Source organism: Streptomyces mabaensis (genome assembly GCF_053763515.1).
In genome coordinates, this window is the sequence record NZ_JBSOPZ010000016.1 from 54798 (window position 1) to 69359 (window position 14562).

Here is a 14562-nt window from a genome sequence, read left to right on the forward strand (position 1 = left end):
ATCACAGCCAGTCGAGTTCCCACAGGCGCCACACGCCCGTGCCGTCCGACAGATACTGCGCTCCCGTGACCGCCTCCCGGCTGAGGACGTAGTCCTTCTTCTGCCAGATCGGGACCATCGGCACCTCGTCCGCGACGAGTTGCTGGAGCGCCTTGAAGTCCCTGCTCGCCCGGCCGCGCTCGCCGTACGACTGGGTCCGCACGATCAGCTCGTCGATGTCCTTGTCCGAGAAACCGTTGTTCATGCTGGTGTTCGTGCCGACGAGCGGCTGGCTGAAGTTGTCCGGGTCGGGGAAGTCCGCGATCCAGCCGATGGTGTACGCGTCGTACTTGCCGGCCGCGTACCCCTTCTGGAACGTCGTCCACTCGGGCACGGAGATCAGCTCCACCTTGAACAGCCCGGTCTCCTCCAGCTGGCGACGCACCTCCTCGGCCTCGGCCTCGGTCGCGCCCCGCACCGAGAACGCCAGGCTGAACCGCACCGGAGTCTCCACCCCCGCCTGGCGCAGCAGCTTCCGGGCCCGTTCCTTGCTGGGCTCGGGGTACGCGTCGTGGAACGGCGTGCTGTGCCCGGCGATGCCCTGCGGGATCAGCGAGTACAGCGGGTCGACGGTGCCGCGGTACACCGAGCTCGCCAGCTTCGGCCGGTCCAGGAGGGCGGCGACGGCCTTGCGTACGTCCTTCTCCGCCATCTGCGAGCCCTTGCGCACGTTGAAGATCAGCGTGCGGATCTCGGCACCCTCGGACTCCTTGATCCGGATGTCCGGCATGCCCGGGGTGAGTCCGGCGAGCACCTCGGGCGGCATCTCCCGGTGGGTGACCTCGACCTCGCGGCTCTCCCAGGCCCGGTTGAGCGCCTCGGACCCCTTGAAGTAGCGGATGTTCACCGGGACCTTGGCCGCGGACGCCTGGCCCTGGTACGAGCGGTTGGGCTTCAGCCGCGCCCGGCTGTCGGCGTCGAACGACGTCAGGACGTACGGGCCGGAGCCGTCGACGGTGTCGCCGGTGCGCAGTGCCCTGGCCGGGTACTTCGTACGGTCGACGATCGCTCCCGCCCCCGTGGCGACCTTGAAGGGGAACGTCGCGTCACGCGAGGAGAGGTTGAAGGTGATCGTGCTGCCCCGGGTCCTGACCGACTTCAGGGTGGCGAACAGCGACTTCGGGCCCTGCTCGGAGTCGATCGCCAGGACCCGGTCGAAGGAGTGCTTGACGTCGGCGGCCGTCACCGCGCGGCCGTTGGAGAAGGTCAGCCCCTCGCGCAGTTCGCACTGGTACGTCGTCAGTTTCTGGCCGATGAACTCGCAGGAGCTCGCCGCATCGGGCACCGGGGTGTCGGAGCCCGGCTTCATGGTCATCAGCGTCTGGAAGACATTGCTGTAGAGCGCCCAGGAACCGGCGTCGTACGCACCGGCCGGGTCGAGCGACGAGACGGTGTCGGTCGTCCCCACCGTGATCGGGTCCTTCCGCCCACCGTCCGACGGCAGCAGCTGCCAGCCGCCGACCCCGGCGGCGACCAGCACCACACCCGCTGTGAAAACGCGAAACCGGACAGACCGCATGCCAAGTACTCCTCATGGCCCTATCCCCCGCCGGCGTGCGCCCCTCAGCCCCGCCGGCCCCCAATGGCGTGCACTCAATCACGGAATCTTCACAAGAGAAAGGGGGTCAGGCGTGCCGTGAGGCGAGCTGTACGACCGTGATGTCGGACGGCGCCCCGACCCGCACCGGCGGGCCCCACGCGCCCGCGCCCCGCGAGACGTACAGCTGCGTGTCGCCGTACCGCTCCAGCCCGGCCAGCGTCGGGTTGGCCTGGGCCGCGACGAGGTTGCCGGGCCACATCTGGCCGCCGTGGGTGTGCCCGGAGAGCTGGAGGTCCACCCCGTACCGCACCGCGTCGTGGATGACGACCGGCTGGTGTGCGAGGAGGACGGCCGCCCGGGTACGGTCCCGGTCGCCGAGGGCGCGGACGAAGTCGGGGCCCTCGCCCTCGCTCTCGCCCGCGAGGTCGTTGACGCCCGCGAGGTCGAAGCCGGGCAGTGCGGTACGGGCGTTCTCCAGTGGGCGCATCCCGAGCTCGCGGACGTGGTCGATCCACTGCTGCGCGCCGGAGAAGTACTCGTGGTTGCCGGTGACGAAGTACGTGCCGTGGCGCGCCCGGAGCCGGGCCAGCGGCTCGGCGGCGGATCCCAGGTCGGCGACGCTGCCGTCGACGAGGTCGCCGACGACGGCGACCAGATCGGGCTGGGTGGAGTTGATGGTGTCGACGATCCGCTGGGTGTGCGCCCGGCCGAGGACGGGCCCGAGGTGGACGTCGCTGACGACGGCGATACGGAAGCCGTGGGCGGCGCGCGGCAGTTTGGCCAGCGGTACGGTGACGCGCTTGACGCGCGGCCCGCGCAGCACCCCGTACGTCCCGTACCCGACGGTGCCGGCGGCGGCGAGGGCGGCGGCGCCGGCGACGGTGCGCGCGACGAAGAGCCGCCGGCTCACGTCGGCGGGTGCCTCGGGCGCGCCGGGCGCGGGGGCCGCGAGGGCGTGCGTGACCGTGGTGCCGGGCGGCGGCGTACTCGCGGCGCCGGCCGTACCGGCGGCGCCGGTACGCGCCGCGGCGCCGACGCGGTCCCCGTCGGCGGCGGCCGGGGCCGGCTCGGCACCGGCCGCGTCCGCGGGACCCTTCGTCGCGTCCCGGCGCGCGAGCAGCCGCCCCAGCAGGGGCCGAACCGCCTCGCCCGCCAGGACCGCCAGGGTCAGGTACAGCAGTACGGCCAGCCAGAGGTAGCCCGGCCAGGCCAGCACCTGCTGGAGCCAGAAGGGGGCTCCGGCGCGGGCGCTCACCATCGCGCCCACGGTCAGCAGCGGCAGCACCCACACGGCGGCGGTCCCGGCGCGGCGGGCCACGCCGCCGGGTGCGGTGGTGTCACCGACGAGCCTGCGCCACAGGTAGCGGTGGACGAGCGCCAGCAGGGCCAGAACGGCGGCCGCGACCAGCGCGAACATCGCAACAGCCATCAGGCACGGCCGGATTCACGGCGGAGGGCACGCAGGCCGCGCAACCCGATGAGCCCGACACCCGTCCCCAGAAGCAAGGACGTGATGGCGAGCAGCAGATGCACCCAGAAGTACGCCGTCGGCTCCCCCGCGGCGTCGAACGCCAGACCGCTCCCGTTCTCCCACAGGTTCTTGATGAAAGTGACCCAGATGACCCAGCTCCACACCCCGAACGCGAGCAGGAACCAGGAAAGGGGACGGCTCAGTTTCATACGCTCAGTATCGTCTCCTTCCCCGGAACGGCCGCGTCGGGGTGGGCTGTCCCGGCGGCTCTTCCGGCGGGTCCCGCCACCGGTGATCCCGTCACCGGGTACGGCAGGTACGTTCTCGTCCGTGTCTGCCCCGAAGAAGATGACCGCCTCCGCGGTGACCGTGCTGTCCGCCCTCCTGTTGCCCGCCCTGGTCGCCGGGCCCGCCCTCGCCGACCACAAGCCCGACACCGAGCAGCGCAGCCGGCCGAAGCCACCCGTCGTGATGTCCTCGGTCGGCGGCGCGCAGCTCGGCAAGCCAGGTACCCAGGTGAATCTGGGCCGGGGGGCCCCGGTCCTGCCCAGGGAGCTGAGCGGCCGTTCGTGGATCGTGGCGGACGCGGAGTCCGGCGATGTGCTCGCCGCGCACAACGCGCACTGGCGGCTGCCGCCCGCATCCACCATGAAGATGCTCTTCGCGGACACCCTGCTGCCGCGGATGCCCAAGACCGACACGCACCTGGTGACCGAGGACGAGCTGGCGGACGTCGGCGAGGGCAGCAGCCTGGTCGGCATCAAGGAGGACCACAGCTACACGGTGCACGACCTGTGGCTGGGGGTCTTCCTGCGGTCCGGCAACGACGCGGTGCATGTGCTCTCCGCGATGAACGGCGGGATCGACAAGACCGTCGAGGACATGCAGCAGCATGCCGAGGAGCTCCAGGCCCTCGACACGGTCGTCGTCTCGCCCGACGGCTACGACGAGCCGGGCCAGGTCAGCAGCGCGTACGACCTGACGCTGATCGCCCGCTCCGGCCTGCAGAAGAAGGACTTCCGCGAGTACTGCTCCACGGCGTCCGCGACCTTCCCCGGCGAGCAGAAGGAGGGAAAGCGGCGGGAGACGTTCGAGATCCAGAACACCAACCGGCTGCTGACGGGTGCGTACGGCCGCGGCCCGTACAAGGGCATCGCCGGGGTGAAGAACGGCAACACCACGAACGCCGGTTCCACCTTCACCGGTGTGGCGCAGCGCGGCGACCGGGTGCTGCTGGTGACGGTGATGAACCCCGACGCGGAGGGGCTGAACGCGGTCTACGACGAGACCGCGGCGCTCTTCGACTGGGGCTTCGCGGCGGCCGGCAAGGTCAGGCCGGTGGGCGAACTGGTCGGGCCGAAGACCGCGGAGGCCGCGGGCGCGTCCAAGGGCGCGCCGCCGAGCAAGCCGGACCACGGGAAGAAGACGGAGGGCCCGGCGCAGGCCGCGGTCTCCGCGAAGGACCGGTCGGGCGGCAGCGGGATCGGTGTCGCGCTCTCCATCACGGGCGGGATGGTCGCGCTGCTGGTCGCGGCGGTGTTCCTGGTGAACCGCCGCTGGCCGCTGCGTCTCCCGCGCCGGTGACGTCGTCGTCGGCGACTTCCGCGCCGGTGACTCCCGCGCCGCCGGTGACCTCCACCTCGGCCTCGGACATGGCCATGTCGGTGTCCGCCTGCCGTGACTGCGTCGCCGTCCAGGCGGCGCAGAACAGCAGCAGCTTCGCGGTGAGGTTGATCCACAGCAGCAGCGCGATCGGCACCCCGAACGCGCCGTACATGCTCTTGCCGGCGACATCCCTGATGTAGCTGCCGATCAGCAGCTTCAGCAGTTCGAAGCCGACCGCGCCCATGAGTCCGGCGACGATCAGCCGGTGGCGCGGCGGCTCCACCCCCGGCAGCAGCGTCAGTACGTACAGCAGGACCAGGAAGTCGGCGAGGACGGCCACCGCGAAGACCGCGATCTGGAGCAGGACCCCGCCCCAGCCGTCCCGGGAGATGCCCAGCTGGTCCGCGCTCCAGCCGATGGCCGAGGACCCGACGCCGGACGCGACGAGCGAGGCGAGCGCGGCGGCGCCGAGCCCGATGAGCACCACGCCGTCCCTGGCCTTGTTCAGGACCGGGTTTCCCTCGTCCTCGTCGTCCTTCTCCCAGACGGCCCGCAGGCAGTCGCGCATCGAGCCGATCCAGCCGATGCCGGTGAACAGCAGCAGGGCTCCGGCGACGAGCCCGATCGTGCCCGCGTTGGCCACCAGCCCGTCGAGGTCGAGCTGGTCGGAGATGCCGGGCACCTGCTCGGCCACCCCGTCCTCCAGCTTCTTCAGCCGTTCGGGGGTGAGGAAGGCTGCGCCGATGGCCGCGGCCACCGTGATCAGCGGGAAGACCGCCAGAAAGCTGATGAAGGTGATCGCCGCGGCCAGCCGGGTCCAGTGGACCCGGTCGAGCGTCTCGTAGGAGCGCCAGGCGTGGGTCCGCATCAGTTTCGCGACGAGCGGGCCCACGACCGGGAGTTTTTTCAGCCAGTCCATGGGTCGCTCCTACCCGCCGGACCTGGCTGTTACGGCTGGAGCGTCGGCTCGTCCCTGTGCGCTACCTGCGCGGGGACCCCGGACGGGCCGGTTCCGAAGGGGTAGTCGCGCAGCTTGCGCCAGATCCCGTCCGCGCCCTGCTCGTACAGCGCGAAGCCGTTGGAGGTCCAGGACGCCTCGTAGTCCGCGAGTTCCGCGTACGCCCGGTCCATCGCCTCCTCGGCGATGCCGTGCGCGACCGTCACATGCGGGTGGTAGGGGAACTGCAGCTCGCGCGGCACCGGGCCGCCGGCGTCCCGGATCTGCTGCTGCAGCCATGCGCAGGCCGAGGCGCCCTCGACGACCTGGACGTAGACCACGGGCGACATCGGGCGGAACGTGCCGGTCCCGGAGAGCCGCATCGGGAAGGCGCGGCCGACGGCCGCGACGGCCGCGAGGTGCGTGCGGATCTCCGGGAGGGCGGACTCGTCCACCTCGGTCGGCGGGAGGAGGGTGACATGGGTGGGGATGCCGTGCGCGGCAGGGTCCCCGAAGCCCGCGCGCAGCTCCTGGAGCAGGCTGCCGTACGGCTCCGGGACCGCGATCGAAACGCCGAGCGTTACGGTCCCCACTAGCTTCTCCTCAGTCGTGTCGCGTGTGGTGCGGTGCCGCCAGTGTGGCGGCTGCACGGCCCGTACGGCCAGGGTCCTCGGTCAGTGCGTGATTCGGTACGTTTCGGGACGTGATTCCCGTCTCGATTCGAGGTCTGCCGCCCGGGCCCGGAGCCGGTCCGGGCGCCGTCAGTGCTTCGCGGGGAGCAGCCCGATCCTGTCGTACGCCTGGGCCAGCGTCTCCGCGGCGACCGCGCGGGCCTTCTCCGCTCCCTTGGCCAGGATCGAGTCCAGCGTCTCCGGGTCGTCCAGGTACTCCTGCGTGCGGGTCCTGAAGGGGGTGACGAACTCGACCATCACCTCGGCGAGGTCGGTCTTCAGCGCACCGTAGCCCTTGCCGGTGTACTTCTGCTCCAGATCGGCGATTCCGGTGCCGGTGAGGGTGGAGTAGATGGTGAGCAGGTTGCTGACGCCCGGCTTCTTCTCGGGGTCGAAGCGGATCTCGGTCTCCGTGTCGGTGACCGCGCTCTTGACCTTCTTCGCGGTGGCCTTCGGCTCGTCGAGCAGGTTGATCAGGCCCTTGGGAGTGGACGCCGACTTGCTCATCTTGATCGCCGGGTCCTGGAGGTCGTAGATCTTCCCGACCTCCTTGATGATGTGCGGCGCCGGGATGGTGAAGGTGTCGCCGAAGCGGCCGTTGAAGCGCTCCGCGAGGTCGCGGGTGAGCTCGATGTGCTGACGCTGGTCCTCGCCGACCGGGACGGCGTCGGCCTGGTAGAGGAGGATGTCCGCGACCTGGAGGATCGGGTACGTGAAGAGGCCGACGGTGGAGCGGTCGGCGCCGTGCTTGGCGGACTTGTCCTTGAACTGGGTCATGCGGGAGGCCTCGCCGAAACCGGTGAGGCAGTTCATGACCCAGCCGAGCTGGGCGTGCTCCGGGACGTGGCTCTGGACGAAGAGCGTGCAGCGCTCCGGGTCGAGGCCGGCGGCGAGCAGCTGGGCGACGGCGAGCCGGGTGTTCGCACGCAGCTCCGCGGGGTCCTGCGGAATGGTGATCGCGTGCAGGTCCACGACCATGTAGAACGCGTCGTGGGTCTCTTGCAACGCCACGTACTGGCGGATCGCACCGAGGTAGTTCCCGAGGTGGAACGAACCGGCGGTGGGCTGGATACCGGAGAGCGCGCGAGGACGATCAGAGGCCATGCCCTCATTCTCTCAGGTGCGCAACCCTGCTCCCACCGCCGGTGTACCGCAGTCGGTCAGTCCGTCGGCAGGCCCGGCGCCGGGTAGACAGCCATCAGCGCGGCGACCTCGGCACGGATCCGGGCCAGGGCGTCCTCGTCGCCGGTCCGGGCGGCGCTGACTCCCCGGTCGATCCAGTCGGCGACGGCCGGCATGTGTTCCACGGCGAGACCGCGCGAGGTCAGTGAGGGGGTGCCGATGCGGATGCCGGAGGGGTCGAAGGGCTTCCGGGGGTCGTAGGGGACGGTGTTGTAGTTCACGACGATCCCGGCCCGGTCGAGGGCCTTGGCGGCGGTCTTGCCGGGGACGTCCTTGGGGGTCAGGTCCATCAGGATCAGGTGGTTGTCGGTACCGCCCGAGACCAGGTCGAAGCCGCGCTCCAGCAGCGCTTCGGCGAGCGCCTTGGCGTTGGCGACCACCGCGTGTGCGTAGTCGCGGAACGAGGGCCGGGCGGCCTCGTGGAGGGCCACCGCCACGGCGGCCGTGGTCTGGTTGTGCGGACCGCCCTGGAGACCGGGGAAGACGGCCTTGTCGATCGCCTTGGCGTGCTCCTCGCGGCACATGAGCATCGCGCCGCGGGGCCCGCGCAGGGTCTTGTGCGTGGTGGTCGAGATGACGTCCGCGTGCGGGACCGGGGACGGGTGGGCACCGCCCGCGATCAGGCCCGCGATATGGGCGACGTCGGCGACCAGGACGGCACCGGCCTCGCGGGCGATCTCCGCGAAGGCGGCGAAGTCGATGGTGCGGGGGAGGGCGGTACCGCCGCAGAAGATCAGCTTCGGGCGTTCCTTGAGGGCGAGTTCGCGTACCTCGTCGAAGTCGATCAGGCCGGTGTCCTGGCGTACGCCGTACTGGACGCCGCGGAACCACTTGCCGGTCGCGGAGACTCCCCAGCCGTGGGTGAGGTGGCCGCCCATCGGGAGGGCCATGCCCATGACGGTGTCGCCGGGCTCGGCGAAGGCGAGGTAGACGGCGAGGTTCGCGGGCGAGCCGGAGTAGGGCTGGACGTTGGCGTGCTCGACGCCGAAGAGCGCCTTCGCGCGGGCGATGGCGAGGAGTTCGACCTGGTCGATGTTCTGCTGGCCCTCGTAGTAGCGGCGGCCCGGGTAGCCCTCGCTGTACTTGTTCTGCAGCACGGTGCCGGCGGCCTCCAGCACGGCCCGGGAGACGTAGTTCTCGCTGGGGATGAGCCGCAGGGTCTCGGCCTGGAGCCGCTCCTCCGCGCCGACGAGGGCGGCGAGTTCCGGGTCCGTGGCGGCGAGGGCGGGGTGGCTGTGCGTGGTCGCAGAGCGAGGCAGTGTCATGGCGTCCTCCGGGACGATCCGTGTCCGCGTCGTGGTCCCGGGGTGCCCTGGGGGTCCCTCCCGTGCCGAAGGCTACGGGGGAAGGCGGCACCTCGTGGTGGTTGCCGCACACGGCTTCCCCGGGGTCGCTTCCCCGCGTGCCAGTCGCCGTGCGCACTGTTCACTCTACCGGGCTCGCCGTACACCGAAGGTTTCTTTCCAGGCCGGAAGAGCGACGATAGAAAGGGGCGCGATCCCCGCCCCGCACCGGATGGTCTGTCCCGACGATCGGAGAACCCGTGTCGACAACGGCATCTGCCTTCGCCTCCGCCGAGGCCCACAGCGCGCACAACTACCACCCGCTGCCCGTCGTCGTCGCGTCGGCGGAAGGTGCCTGGATGACCGATGTCGAGGGGCGTCGCTTCCTCGACATGCTCGCCGGCTACTCGGCACTGAACTTCGGTCACGGCAACCGGCGTCTCATCGACGCGGCCAAGGCCCAGCTGGAGCGGGTCACGCTCACCTCGCGCGCCTTCCACCACGACCGGTTCGCGGACTTCTGCGCGCAACTCGCCGAGCTGTGCGGCATGGAGACGGTGCTGCCCATGAACACCGGGGCGGAGGCGGTGGAGACCGCCGTGAAGACCGCCCGCAAGTGGGGCTACAAGGTCAAGGGAGTGATGGACGGCCGGGCGAAGATCATCGTCGCGGGGAACAACTTCCACGGCCGCACGACCACCATCGTCAGCTTCTCCACCGATCATGAGGCGCGGGCGGACTACGGTCCGTACACCCCGGGCTTCGAGATCGTCCCGTACGGCGATCTGACCGCGCTCGAAGCGGCCATGACCGAGAACACCGTCGCCGTACTGCTGGAGCCGATCCAGGGCGAGGCCGGCGTGCTGGTGCCGCCCGCCGGATACCTGGAGCGGGTGCGGGAGTTGACCCGTCGGCGCAATGTGCTGTTCATCGCGGACGAGATCCAGTCCGGCCTCGGCCGGACCGGCAGGACGTTCGCCTGCGAGCACGAGGGTGTCGTACCGGACATGTACGTGCTCGGCAAGGCGCTCGGCGGAGGCGTCGTGCCCGTCTCGGCGGTGGTGTCCTCGGCGGAGATCCTGGGAGTGTTCCGGCCCGGCGAGCACGGCTCGACGTTCGGCGGCAACCCGCTCGCCTGCGCCGTCGCGCTGGAGGTCATCGCGATGCTGCGCACCGGCGAGTACCAGCAGCGCGCCGCCGAGCTCGGCGACCACCTGCACCGCGAGCTGGGCCTGCTGGTGGGCGGCGGAGCCGTGGACGCGGTGCGCGGGCGAGGGCTGTGGGCCGGGGTGGACATCTCCGCCGGCCACGGGACCGGCCGGGAGATCTCCGAGAAGCTGATGGACCGCCGGGTGCTGGTCAAGGACACCCACGGATCCACGATCCGGATCGCCCCGCCGCTGGTGATCAGCAAGGAGGACCTGGACTGGGGCCTCGACCAGCTCCGGGCGGTCCTGGACGAGTAGGGGGCCCCTGGTCAGAGGGTTGCGCGGGTCAGAGGATGACGTGCGGGAGAAACCGCGCGTACTCGTCCGTGATCAGGCCCGACGACTCCCGGATACCGAGCCCCGCCGCCTCGTCCTCGACGACCCACGCACCGAGCACCACGCGGTTGCCGTCGAAGTCAGGCAGCGGGGCCAACTCCTGGTAGCAGCACGGCTCGTCACGCGGTACCGGCTGGGGGTCGCCGGGCTCGTGCACGGTGACGCCCGCGCCCTCGCGTCCCAGCAGCGGCTTGGCCACATAGCCCCGGCCGCTCGCGAGTTCGCGCGGACCGTCCAGATACGCGGGCAACAGGTTGGGATGCCCCGGGTAGAGCTCCCACAGCACGGCGAGCAGCGCCTTGTTGGACAGCAGCATCTTCCAGGCCGGCTCGATCCAGCAGGTGGTGCCGGTGGAGCCGCCGTTGTCGAGGGTGTCCAGGACGTGCGGGCCGAAGCGGTCGGTGGTCAGCCACTCCCACGGATAGAGCTTGAAGCAGCTGCGGATGAACCGCAGCCGTTCGTCGACGAAGCGGCCGGACAGCCGGTCCCAGCCGATCCGTTCTACGGACAGTGCCTCGGTGGCGAGTCCGGCCTGCTGGGCGGTCTCGCGCAGATACGCGACCGTCATCAGGTCCTCACCGAGCGCGTCGCCGTCCGAGTGCACGAAGTGCACGGGACCCGGCGGCAGCAGGGCGGCCTGCCGCCGCCACGCGTCGACGAGCCGCTCGTGGAGGGAGTTCCACTGGTCGGCGCCGGGGAACCGTTCCTCCATCCAGAACCACTGCGGGCTCGCCGCCTCCACCAGTGAGGTGGGGGTGTCGGCGTTGTACTCCAGCATCTTGGCCGGGCCGCGGCCGTCGTAGCGGAGATCGAACCGGCCGTAGAGCGACGGCAGTTCGGCCCGTCGCCGCCAGGACTCGGCGATCCGGCGGGCAAGCCGCGCGTCGGTGATGCCCAGGTCGGCGAAGCGGTCGTGCGCGACGATGTGCGCGGCCGCGGCCAGGCACATCGCGTGCAGCTCCTCGACGACCTCCTCCAGCGCCTCGACCTCGGGCAGCGAGAAGGAGTAGTACGCGCTCTCGTCCCAGTACGGGCGCAGTGAGCCGTCGGGGAACCGGGTGAGGGGGTAGACGAGCCCCTGCTCCTCCACGGTCCGCTGCCAGCCGGGCCGGGGTTCTGTGGTGTGGCGCTTCATCGGTTCGTACGTCCCGGCCGGGTCAGCCGCCGCCGGAACCGGAGCTGCCGAAGCCGCCGCGGTCGACCGCCGACTTGTCGAAACTGCCGCCCGCCACCTTGCCGTTGCTGACCGAGCCGCCGTAGTAGTAGCGCCCCGAGCCGTCGCTGTCGTCGCACTCGTAGCGGGGCAGTTCCTCCTGGGTCACCGGGTCGACGCAGCGCTCGTCCGGCTCGGAGCCGCAGGACGTGAGCATCGCCGCGAGCACCCCCATACCGCCGAGCACGACCGTGCCCGACCTGAGCTTCTTGCGCACAGCCATGCGTCGGCGCCCCCGTCTCCCGGTGTACATGTACATGGCCTGTCGGCCGCCGCCCAGCGTAGAGGGGTCCGGTCCGCCGGCGGAATCCGGCTCCCTGTCCGGATCCCTCAGGGCAGCGCCCGGCACAGGGTGTCCAGGGTGGCCGTCCAGGCGCTGTCCGGCGGGGTCGCGTAGCCGACGACCAGGGCGTCGCGCGGCGGGACCGCCGACTCACGGTGGCGGAACCGGGACAGGCCCTCCAGCGCCAGGCCCTGCCAGGCCGCGGCCCGGACCACCGACCGCTCGGTGCCGGGCGGAAGTTCCAGGACGGCGTGCAGGCCGGCGGCGATACCGGTGACCCCCACGTGGGGCGCCCGTTCGGCCAGCGCCGCGACGAGCTGGTCGCGGCGGCGCCGGTAACGCAGCCGCATGCTGCGGACGTGACGGTCGTACGCGCCGGAGGCGATGAACTCCGCCAGCGTCAGCTGGTCCAGCACACCGCACGCCCAGTCGGCCACGCCCTTGGCCTCGGCCACCTCGCCGGCCAGCTGCCCGGGCAGCACCATCCAGGCGAGCCGCAGGCCGGGCGCGAGGGACTTGCTGGCCGTGCCGAAGTAGGCCACGCGGTCGGGGTCGAGTCCCTGGAGCGCGCCGACGGGCTGGCGGTCGTAGCGGAACTCGCCGTCGTAGTCGTCCTCCAGGATCAGCCCGCCCGTCGCCCGCGCCCAGTCCACCGCGGCGGCGCGCCGGTCCGGCGGCAGCGGCACCCCCACCGGGAACTGGTGGGCCGGTGTCATCAGCACCGCACCCGCGTGCCGCAGGGCGCCCAGCTCCCCGGTCCGGGTGCCGGTGGCGTCGAAGGGCAGCGCGGTGGTGCGCAGGCCGGCGTCGGTGAGCAGGTTCCAGTGGATGTCCAGGCCGTACGACTCGACGGCGATGCCCCGCACCCGCCGCTGCCGCAGGACCTTGGCGACCAGCATCAGGCCGTGCACGAACCCCGAGCAGATGACGATGCGTTCCGGCTCGGCGTACACCCCGCGGGCCCGCGCCAGATAGCCGGCCAGCACCTCGCGCAGCTCGATGCGGCCGCGTGGATCGCCGTATCCGAAGGCCTCGTTGGGCGCGGCCGTCAGCGCCCGGCGGGCGGCGGCCAGCCAGGCCGTGCGCGGGAAGGAGGACAGGTCGGGCGAGCCGGGCATGAGGCTGTACGCGGGCCGCCCGGGGGCCGCGCGGCGCGGCGGGCCGGGCCTCCTCCCGGCCGGCGCCCGGCGGGCGGCGGCGCGCGGGGCCACCCGGGTCCCGGAGCCCTGCCGCGCGGTGAGCCAGCCCTCGGCGGCCAGCTCGGCGTACGCGTCGGCGACGGTGTTGCGGGCGATGCCCAGGTCGGCGGCGAGCGAGCGGGAGGACGGCAGCCGGGTGCCGGGTGCCAGCCGGCCCGTACGGACGGCCTCGCGCAGCGCGTCCATGAGCCCCGCGCGCACCCCGGAACCGGAGAGTTCCAGATGCAGGTCGGCGCCGAAAGTGGCCCACGATTCCGTCATGGAAGTGGACCATACCCGTGGGTGACTTACCCCGTAACGTGATCTCCATGACGACGAACGAGAACACCGCGTACGCACCCGAGCACACCCCCCGGCTCCAGTGGGCGAAGCACGCTCCCGAGGTCTACAAGGCCATGATCGGCCTCGATGCGGCGGCCAGGAAGGGGCCCCTCGCCCCGGCCCTCCTGGAACTGGTGAAGATCCGCACCTCGCAGCTCAACCACTGCGCGTTCTGCCTCGACATGCACACCAAGGACGCCTTCGCGGCGGGCGAGACGGTCGAGCGCGTGGTCCAGCTCAGCGCGTGGGAGGAGTCGCGGCACTTCTACACCGAGAAGGAGATCGCGGCGATCGAGCTCACCGAGGCGGTCACCGTCCTCACCGACGGCTTCGTGCCGGACGAGGTGTACGAGCGGGCCGCCAAGTCCTTCGACGAAGCCGAGCTGGCCCAGCTGATCGCGGCCATCACCGTCATCAACGCCTGGAACCGCTTCGCGGTGTCCACCCGTATGGTCCCGGGCCACTACACGCCCGGCGCCTACAAGTGACCACGGCACCCGGTGGCGGGGCCGTCGCCGCGTTCCGCGCGCTCCATCACGGCCGCCGGGCCGCCGATCCGCTGATCCTGCCCGGCCCCTGGGACGCGGCCAGCGCGCGGGTCTTCGCCGACGCCGGGTTCCCGGCGCTCGCGACCCCCAGTGCGGGGGTCGCGGCGTCCCTCGGGTACGAGGACGGCTCGACGCCCGCGGACGAGATGTTCGCGGCGGTGGCGCGGATCGTGCGGTCCGTCTCCGTCCCGGTGTCGGCCGATGTCGAGGACGGCTACGGCCTCGCCCCCAAGGAGCTCGTCGCCCGCATCCTCGACACCGGTGCGGTGGGCTGCAACCTGGAGGACTCCTCGGACGGCGTCCTGAAGGACCCGCACCGGCACGCGGACTGGCTGGCCGAGGTACGGGCGGAGGCCGGCGACCGGCTGTTCGTCAACGCGCGGGTGGACACGTTCCTCCGGGGGGTGCCGGAGGCCGGTCCGGCCATCGAGCGCGCCCGGCTGTACGCCGCGGCGGGAGCCGACTGCATCTACCCGATCATGGCGCCGCCCGAGCTGCTCCCGGAGCTGGCGGCCGCGGTCCCGGTCCCGCTCAACGCGGTCGCACACCCGGACTTTCCGGCGCCGCGCCGTCTCGGCGAACTGGGCGCCGCCCGGATCACGTTCGGCCCCGGGCTTCAGCGCCGGGCGATGGCGGCGGTACAGCAGATCGCACGGGATCTGCTGCCGCCGCGGGACAGGCCCTAAGCCGTACAGGACCTGCGGCTGCGGGGAGCGGGCATGCCGG

General features: G+C 71.6%; 14 protein-coding genes. 4 read left to right on the forward strand and 10 right to left on the reverse strand.

Annotated features, from left to right (window positions below; all coding sequences use genetic code 11):
• Nucleotide 1 precedes the first annotated feature (1 nt).
• The 3 genes from ACWV17_RS16495 to ACWV17_RS16505 form a co-directional block, all read right to left on the reverse strand.
• Complete coding sequence (locus tag ACWV17_RS16495) at nucleotides 2-1558, reverse strand: ABC transporter substrate-binding protein (RefSeq protein ID WP_455360312.1); 1557 nt, start codon at nucleotides 1556-1558, stop codon at nucleotides 2-4.
• Nucleotides 1559-1664: 106 nt separating this feature from the next.
• Entirely contained in the window at nucleotides 1665-3008 is a 1344-nt protein-coding gene (locus ACWV17_RS16500; protein WP_455360313.1) for a metallophosphoesterase, read from the reverse strand.
• Nucleotides 3008-3259 (reverse strand): SCO4848 family membrane protein, encoded by a 252-nt coding sequence (locus ACWV17_RS16505; RefSeq protein WP_455352543.1) that lies wholly within the window; start codon nucleotides 3257-3259, stop codon nucleotides 3008-3010. Before ACWV17_RS16505 ends, ACWV17_RS16500 begins: the two co-directional genes overlap by 1 nt.
• Before the next feature lie 121 nt (nucleotides 3260-3380).
• Here ACWV17_RS16505 and ACWV17_RS16510 point away from each other — a divergent pair, with 121 nt between their 5' ends.
• Nucleotides 3381-4634 (forward strand): D-alanyl-D-alanine carboxypeptidase family protein, encoded by a 1254-nt coding sequence (locus ACWV17_RS16510; RefSeq protein ID WP_455360314.1) that lies wholly within the window; start codon nucleotides 3381-3383, stop codon nucleotides 4632-4634.
• Here the strand turns inward: ACWV17_RS16510 and ACWV17_RS16515 are convergent.
• From ACWV17_RS16515 to ACWV17_RS16530, 4 genes are all read right to left on the reverse strand, one after another.
• Nucleotides 4552-5574: a YihY/virulence factor BrkB family protein gene (locus ACWV17_RS16515; protein WP_455360315.1), complete on the reverse strand. Its 1023-nt coding sequence runs from the start codon at nucleotides 5572-5574 to the stop codon at nucleotides 4552-4554. The genes ACWV17_RS16510 and ACWV17_RS16515 overlap by 83 nt on opposite strands.
• Before the next feature lie 29 nt (nucleotides 5575-5603).
• Nucleotides 5604-6185, reverse strand: a complete 582-nt coding sequence (locus tag ACWV17_RS16520; protein ID WP_455360316.1) for a 2'-5' RNA ligase family protein — start codon at nucleotides 6183-6185, stop codon at nucleotides 5604-5606.
• Nucleotides 6186-6353: 168 nt separating this feature from the next.
• Nucleotides 6354-7367 (reverse strand): tryptophan--tRNA ligase, encoded by a 1014-nt coding sequence (trpS, locus tag ACWV17_RS16525; protein ID WP_455360317.1) that lies wholly within the window; start codon nucleotides 7365-7367, stop codon nucleotides 6354-6356.
• 56 nt (nucleotides 7368-7423) lie between these two features.
• A complete protein-coding gene (locus ACWV17_RS16530; protein ID WP_455360318.1) occupies nucleotides 7424-8710 on the reverse strand; it encodes a serine hydroxymethyltransferase in 1287 nt (428 codons plus the stop codon).
• Between the two features lie 278 nt (nucleotides 8711-8988).
• Between ACWV17_RS16530 and rocD the strand changes: the two genes are divergently transcribed.
• Nucleotides 8989-10194 (forward strand): ornithine--oxo-acid transaminase, encoded by a 1206-nt coding sequence (rocD, locus tag ACWV17_RS16535; RefSeq protein WP_455352537.1) that lies wholly within the window; start codon nucleotides 8989-8991, stop codon nucleotides 10192-10194.
• Nucleotides 10195-10222: 28 nt separating this feature from the next.
• On the opposite strand, the gene ACWV17_RS16540 is transcribed toward rocD, so the two are convergent.
• The 3 genes from ACWV17_RS16540 to pdxR form a co-directional block, all read right to left on the reverse strand.
• Nucleotides 10223-11407: a glutathionylspermidine synthase family protein gene (locus tag ACWV17_RS16540; protein WP_455360319.1), complete on the reverse strand. Its 1185-nt coding sequence runs from the start codon at nucleotides 11405-11407 to the stop codon at nucleotides 10223-10225.
• A gap of 22 nt (nucleotides 11408-11429) precedes the next feature.
• Nucleotides 11430-11708: a hypothetical protein gene (locus ACWV17_RS16545; RefSeq protein ID WP_455352535.1), complete on the reverse strand. Its 279-nt coding sequence runs from the start codon at nucleotides 11706-11708 to the stop codon at nucleotides 11430-11432.
• A 107-nt stretch (nucleotides 11709-11815) separates the two neighbouring features.
• A complete protein-coding gene (pdxR, locus tag ACWV17_RS16550; protein ID WP_455360320.1) occupies nucleotides 11816-13228 on the reverse strand; it encodes a MocR-like pyridoxine biosynthesis transcription factor PdxR in 1413 nt (470 codons plus the stop codon).
• Between the two features lie 47 nt (nucleotides 13229-13275).
• On the opposite strand from pdxR, the gene ACWV17_RS16555 reads away from it, so the two are divergent.
• Complete coding sequence (locus tag ACWV17_RS16555) at nucleotides 13276-13776, forward strand: carboxymuconolactone decarboxylase family protein (protein WP_455360321.1); 501 nt, start codon at nucleotides 13276-13278, stop codon at nucleotides 13774-13776.
• On the forward strand, nucleotides 13773-14522 hold the full coding sequence (locus tag ACWV17_RS16560; RefSeq protein ID WP_455360322.1) for an isocitrate lyase/PEP mutase family protein: 750 nt from the start codon (nucleotides 13773-13775) through the stop codon (nucleotides 14520-14522). The genes ACWV17_RS16555 and ACWV17_RS16560 overlap by 4 nt, the downstream gene beginning before the upstream one ends.
• The last annotated feature ends 40 nt before the right edge of the window (nucleotides 14523-14562 follow it).

Excerpts from the sequence above, each read along its gene's own strand:
- ACWV17_RS16500 (WP_455360313.1), bottom strand. The coding sequence starts at position 3,008 with ATGGCTGTTGCGATGTTCGCGCTGGTCGCGGCCGCCGTTCTGGCCCTG.
- trpS (WP_455360317.1), bottom strand. The coding sequence starts at position 7,367 with ATGGCCTCTGATCGTCCTCGCGCGCTCTCCGGTATCCAGCCCACCGCC.
- ACWV17_RS16545 (WP_455352535.1), bottom strand. The coding sequence starts at position 11,708 with ATGGCTGTGCGCAAGAAGCTCAGGTCGGGCACGGTCGTGCTCGGCGGT.
- ACWV17_RS16495 (WP_455360312.1), bottom strand. The coding sequence starts at position 1,558 with ATGCGGTCTGTCCGGTTTCGCGTTTTCACAGCGGGTGTGGTGCTGGTC.
- ACWV17_RS16555 (WP_455360321.1), top strand. The coding sequence starts at position 13,276 with ATGACGACGAACGAGAACACCGCGTACGCACCCGAGCACACCCCCCGG.
- pdxR (WP_455360320.1), bottom strand. The coding sequence starts at position 13,228 with ATGACGGAATCGTGGGCCACTTTCGGCGCCGACCTGCATCTGGAACTC.
- ACWV17_RS16515 (WP_455360315.1), bottom strand. The coding sequence starts at position 5,574 with ATGGACTGGCTGAAAAAACTCCCGGTCGTGGGCCCGCTCGTCGCGAAA.
- ACWV17_RS16530 (WP_455360318.1), bottom strand. The coding sequence starts at position 8,710 with ATGACACTGCCTCGCTCTGCGACCACGCACAGCCACCCCGCCCTCGCC.
- ACWV17_RS16505 (WP_455352543.1), bottom strand. The coding sequence starts at position 3,259 with ATGAAACTGAGCCGTCCCCTTTCCTGGTTCCTGCTCGCGTTCGGGGTG.
- ACWV17_RS16540 (WP_455360319.1), bottom strand. The coding sequence starts at position 11,407 with ATGAAGCGCCACACCACAGAACCCCGGCCCGGCTGGCAGCGGACCGTG.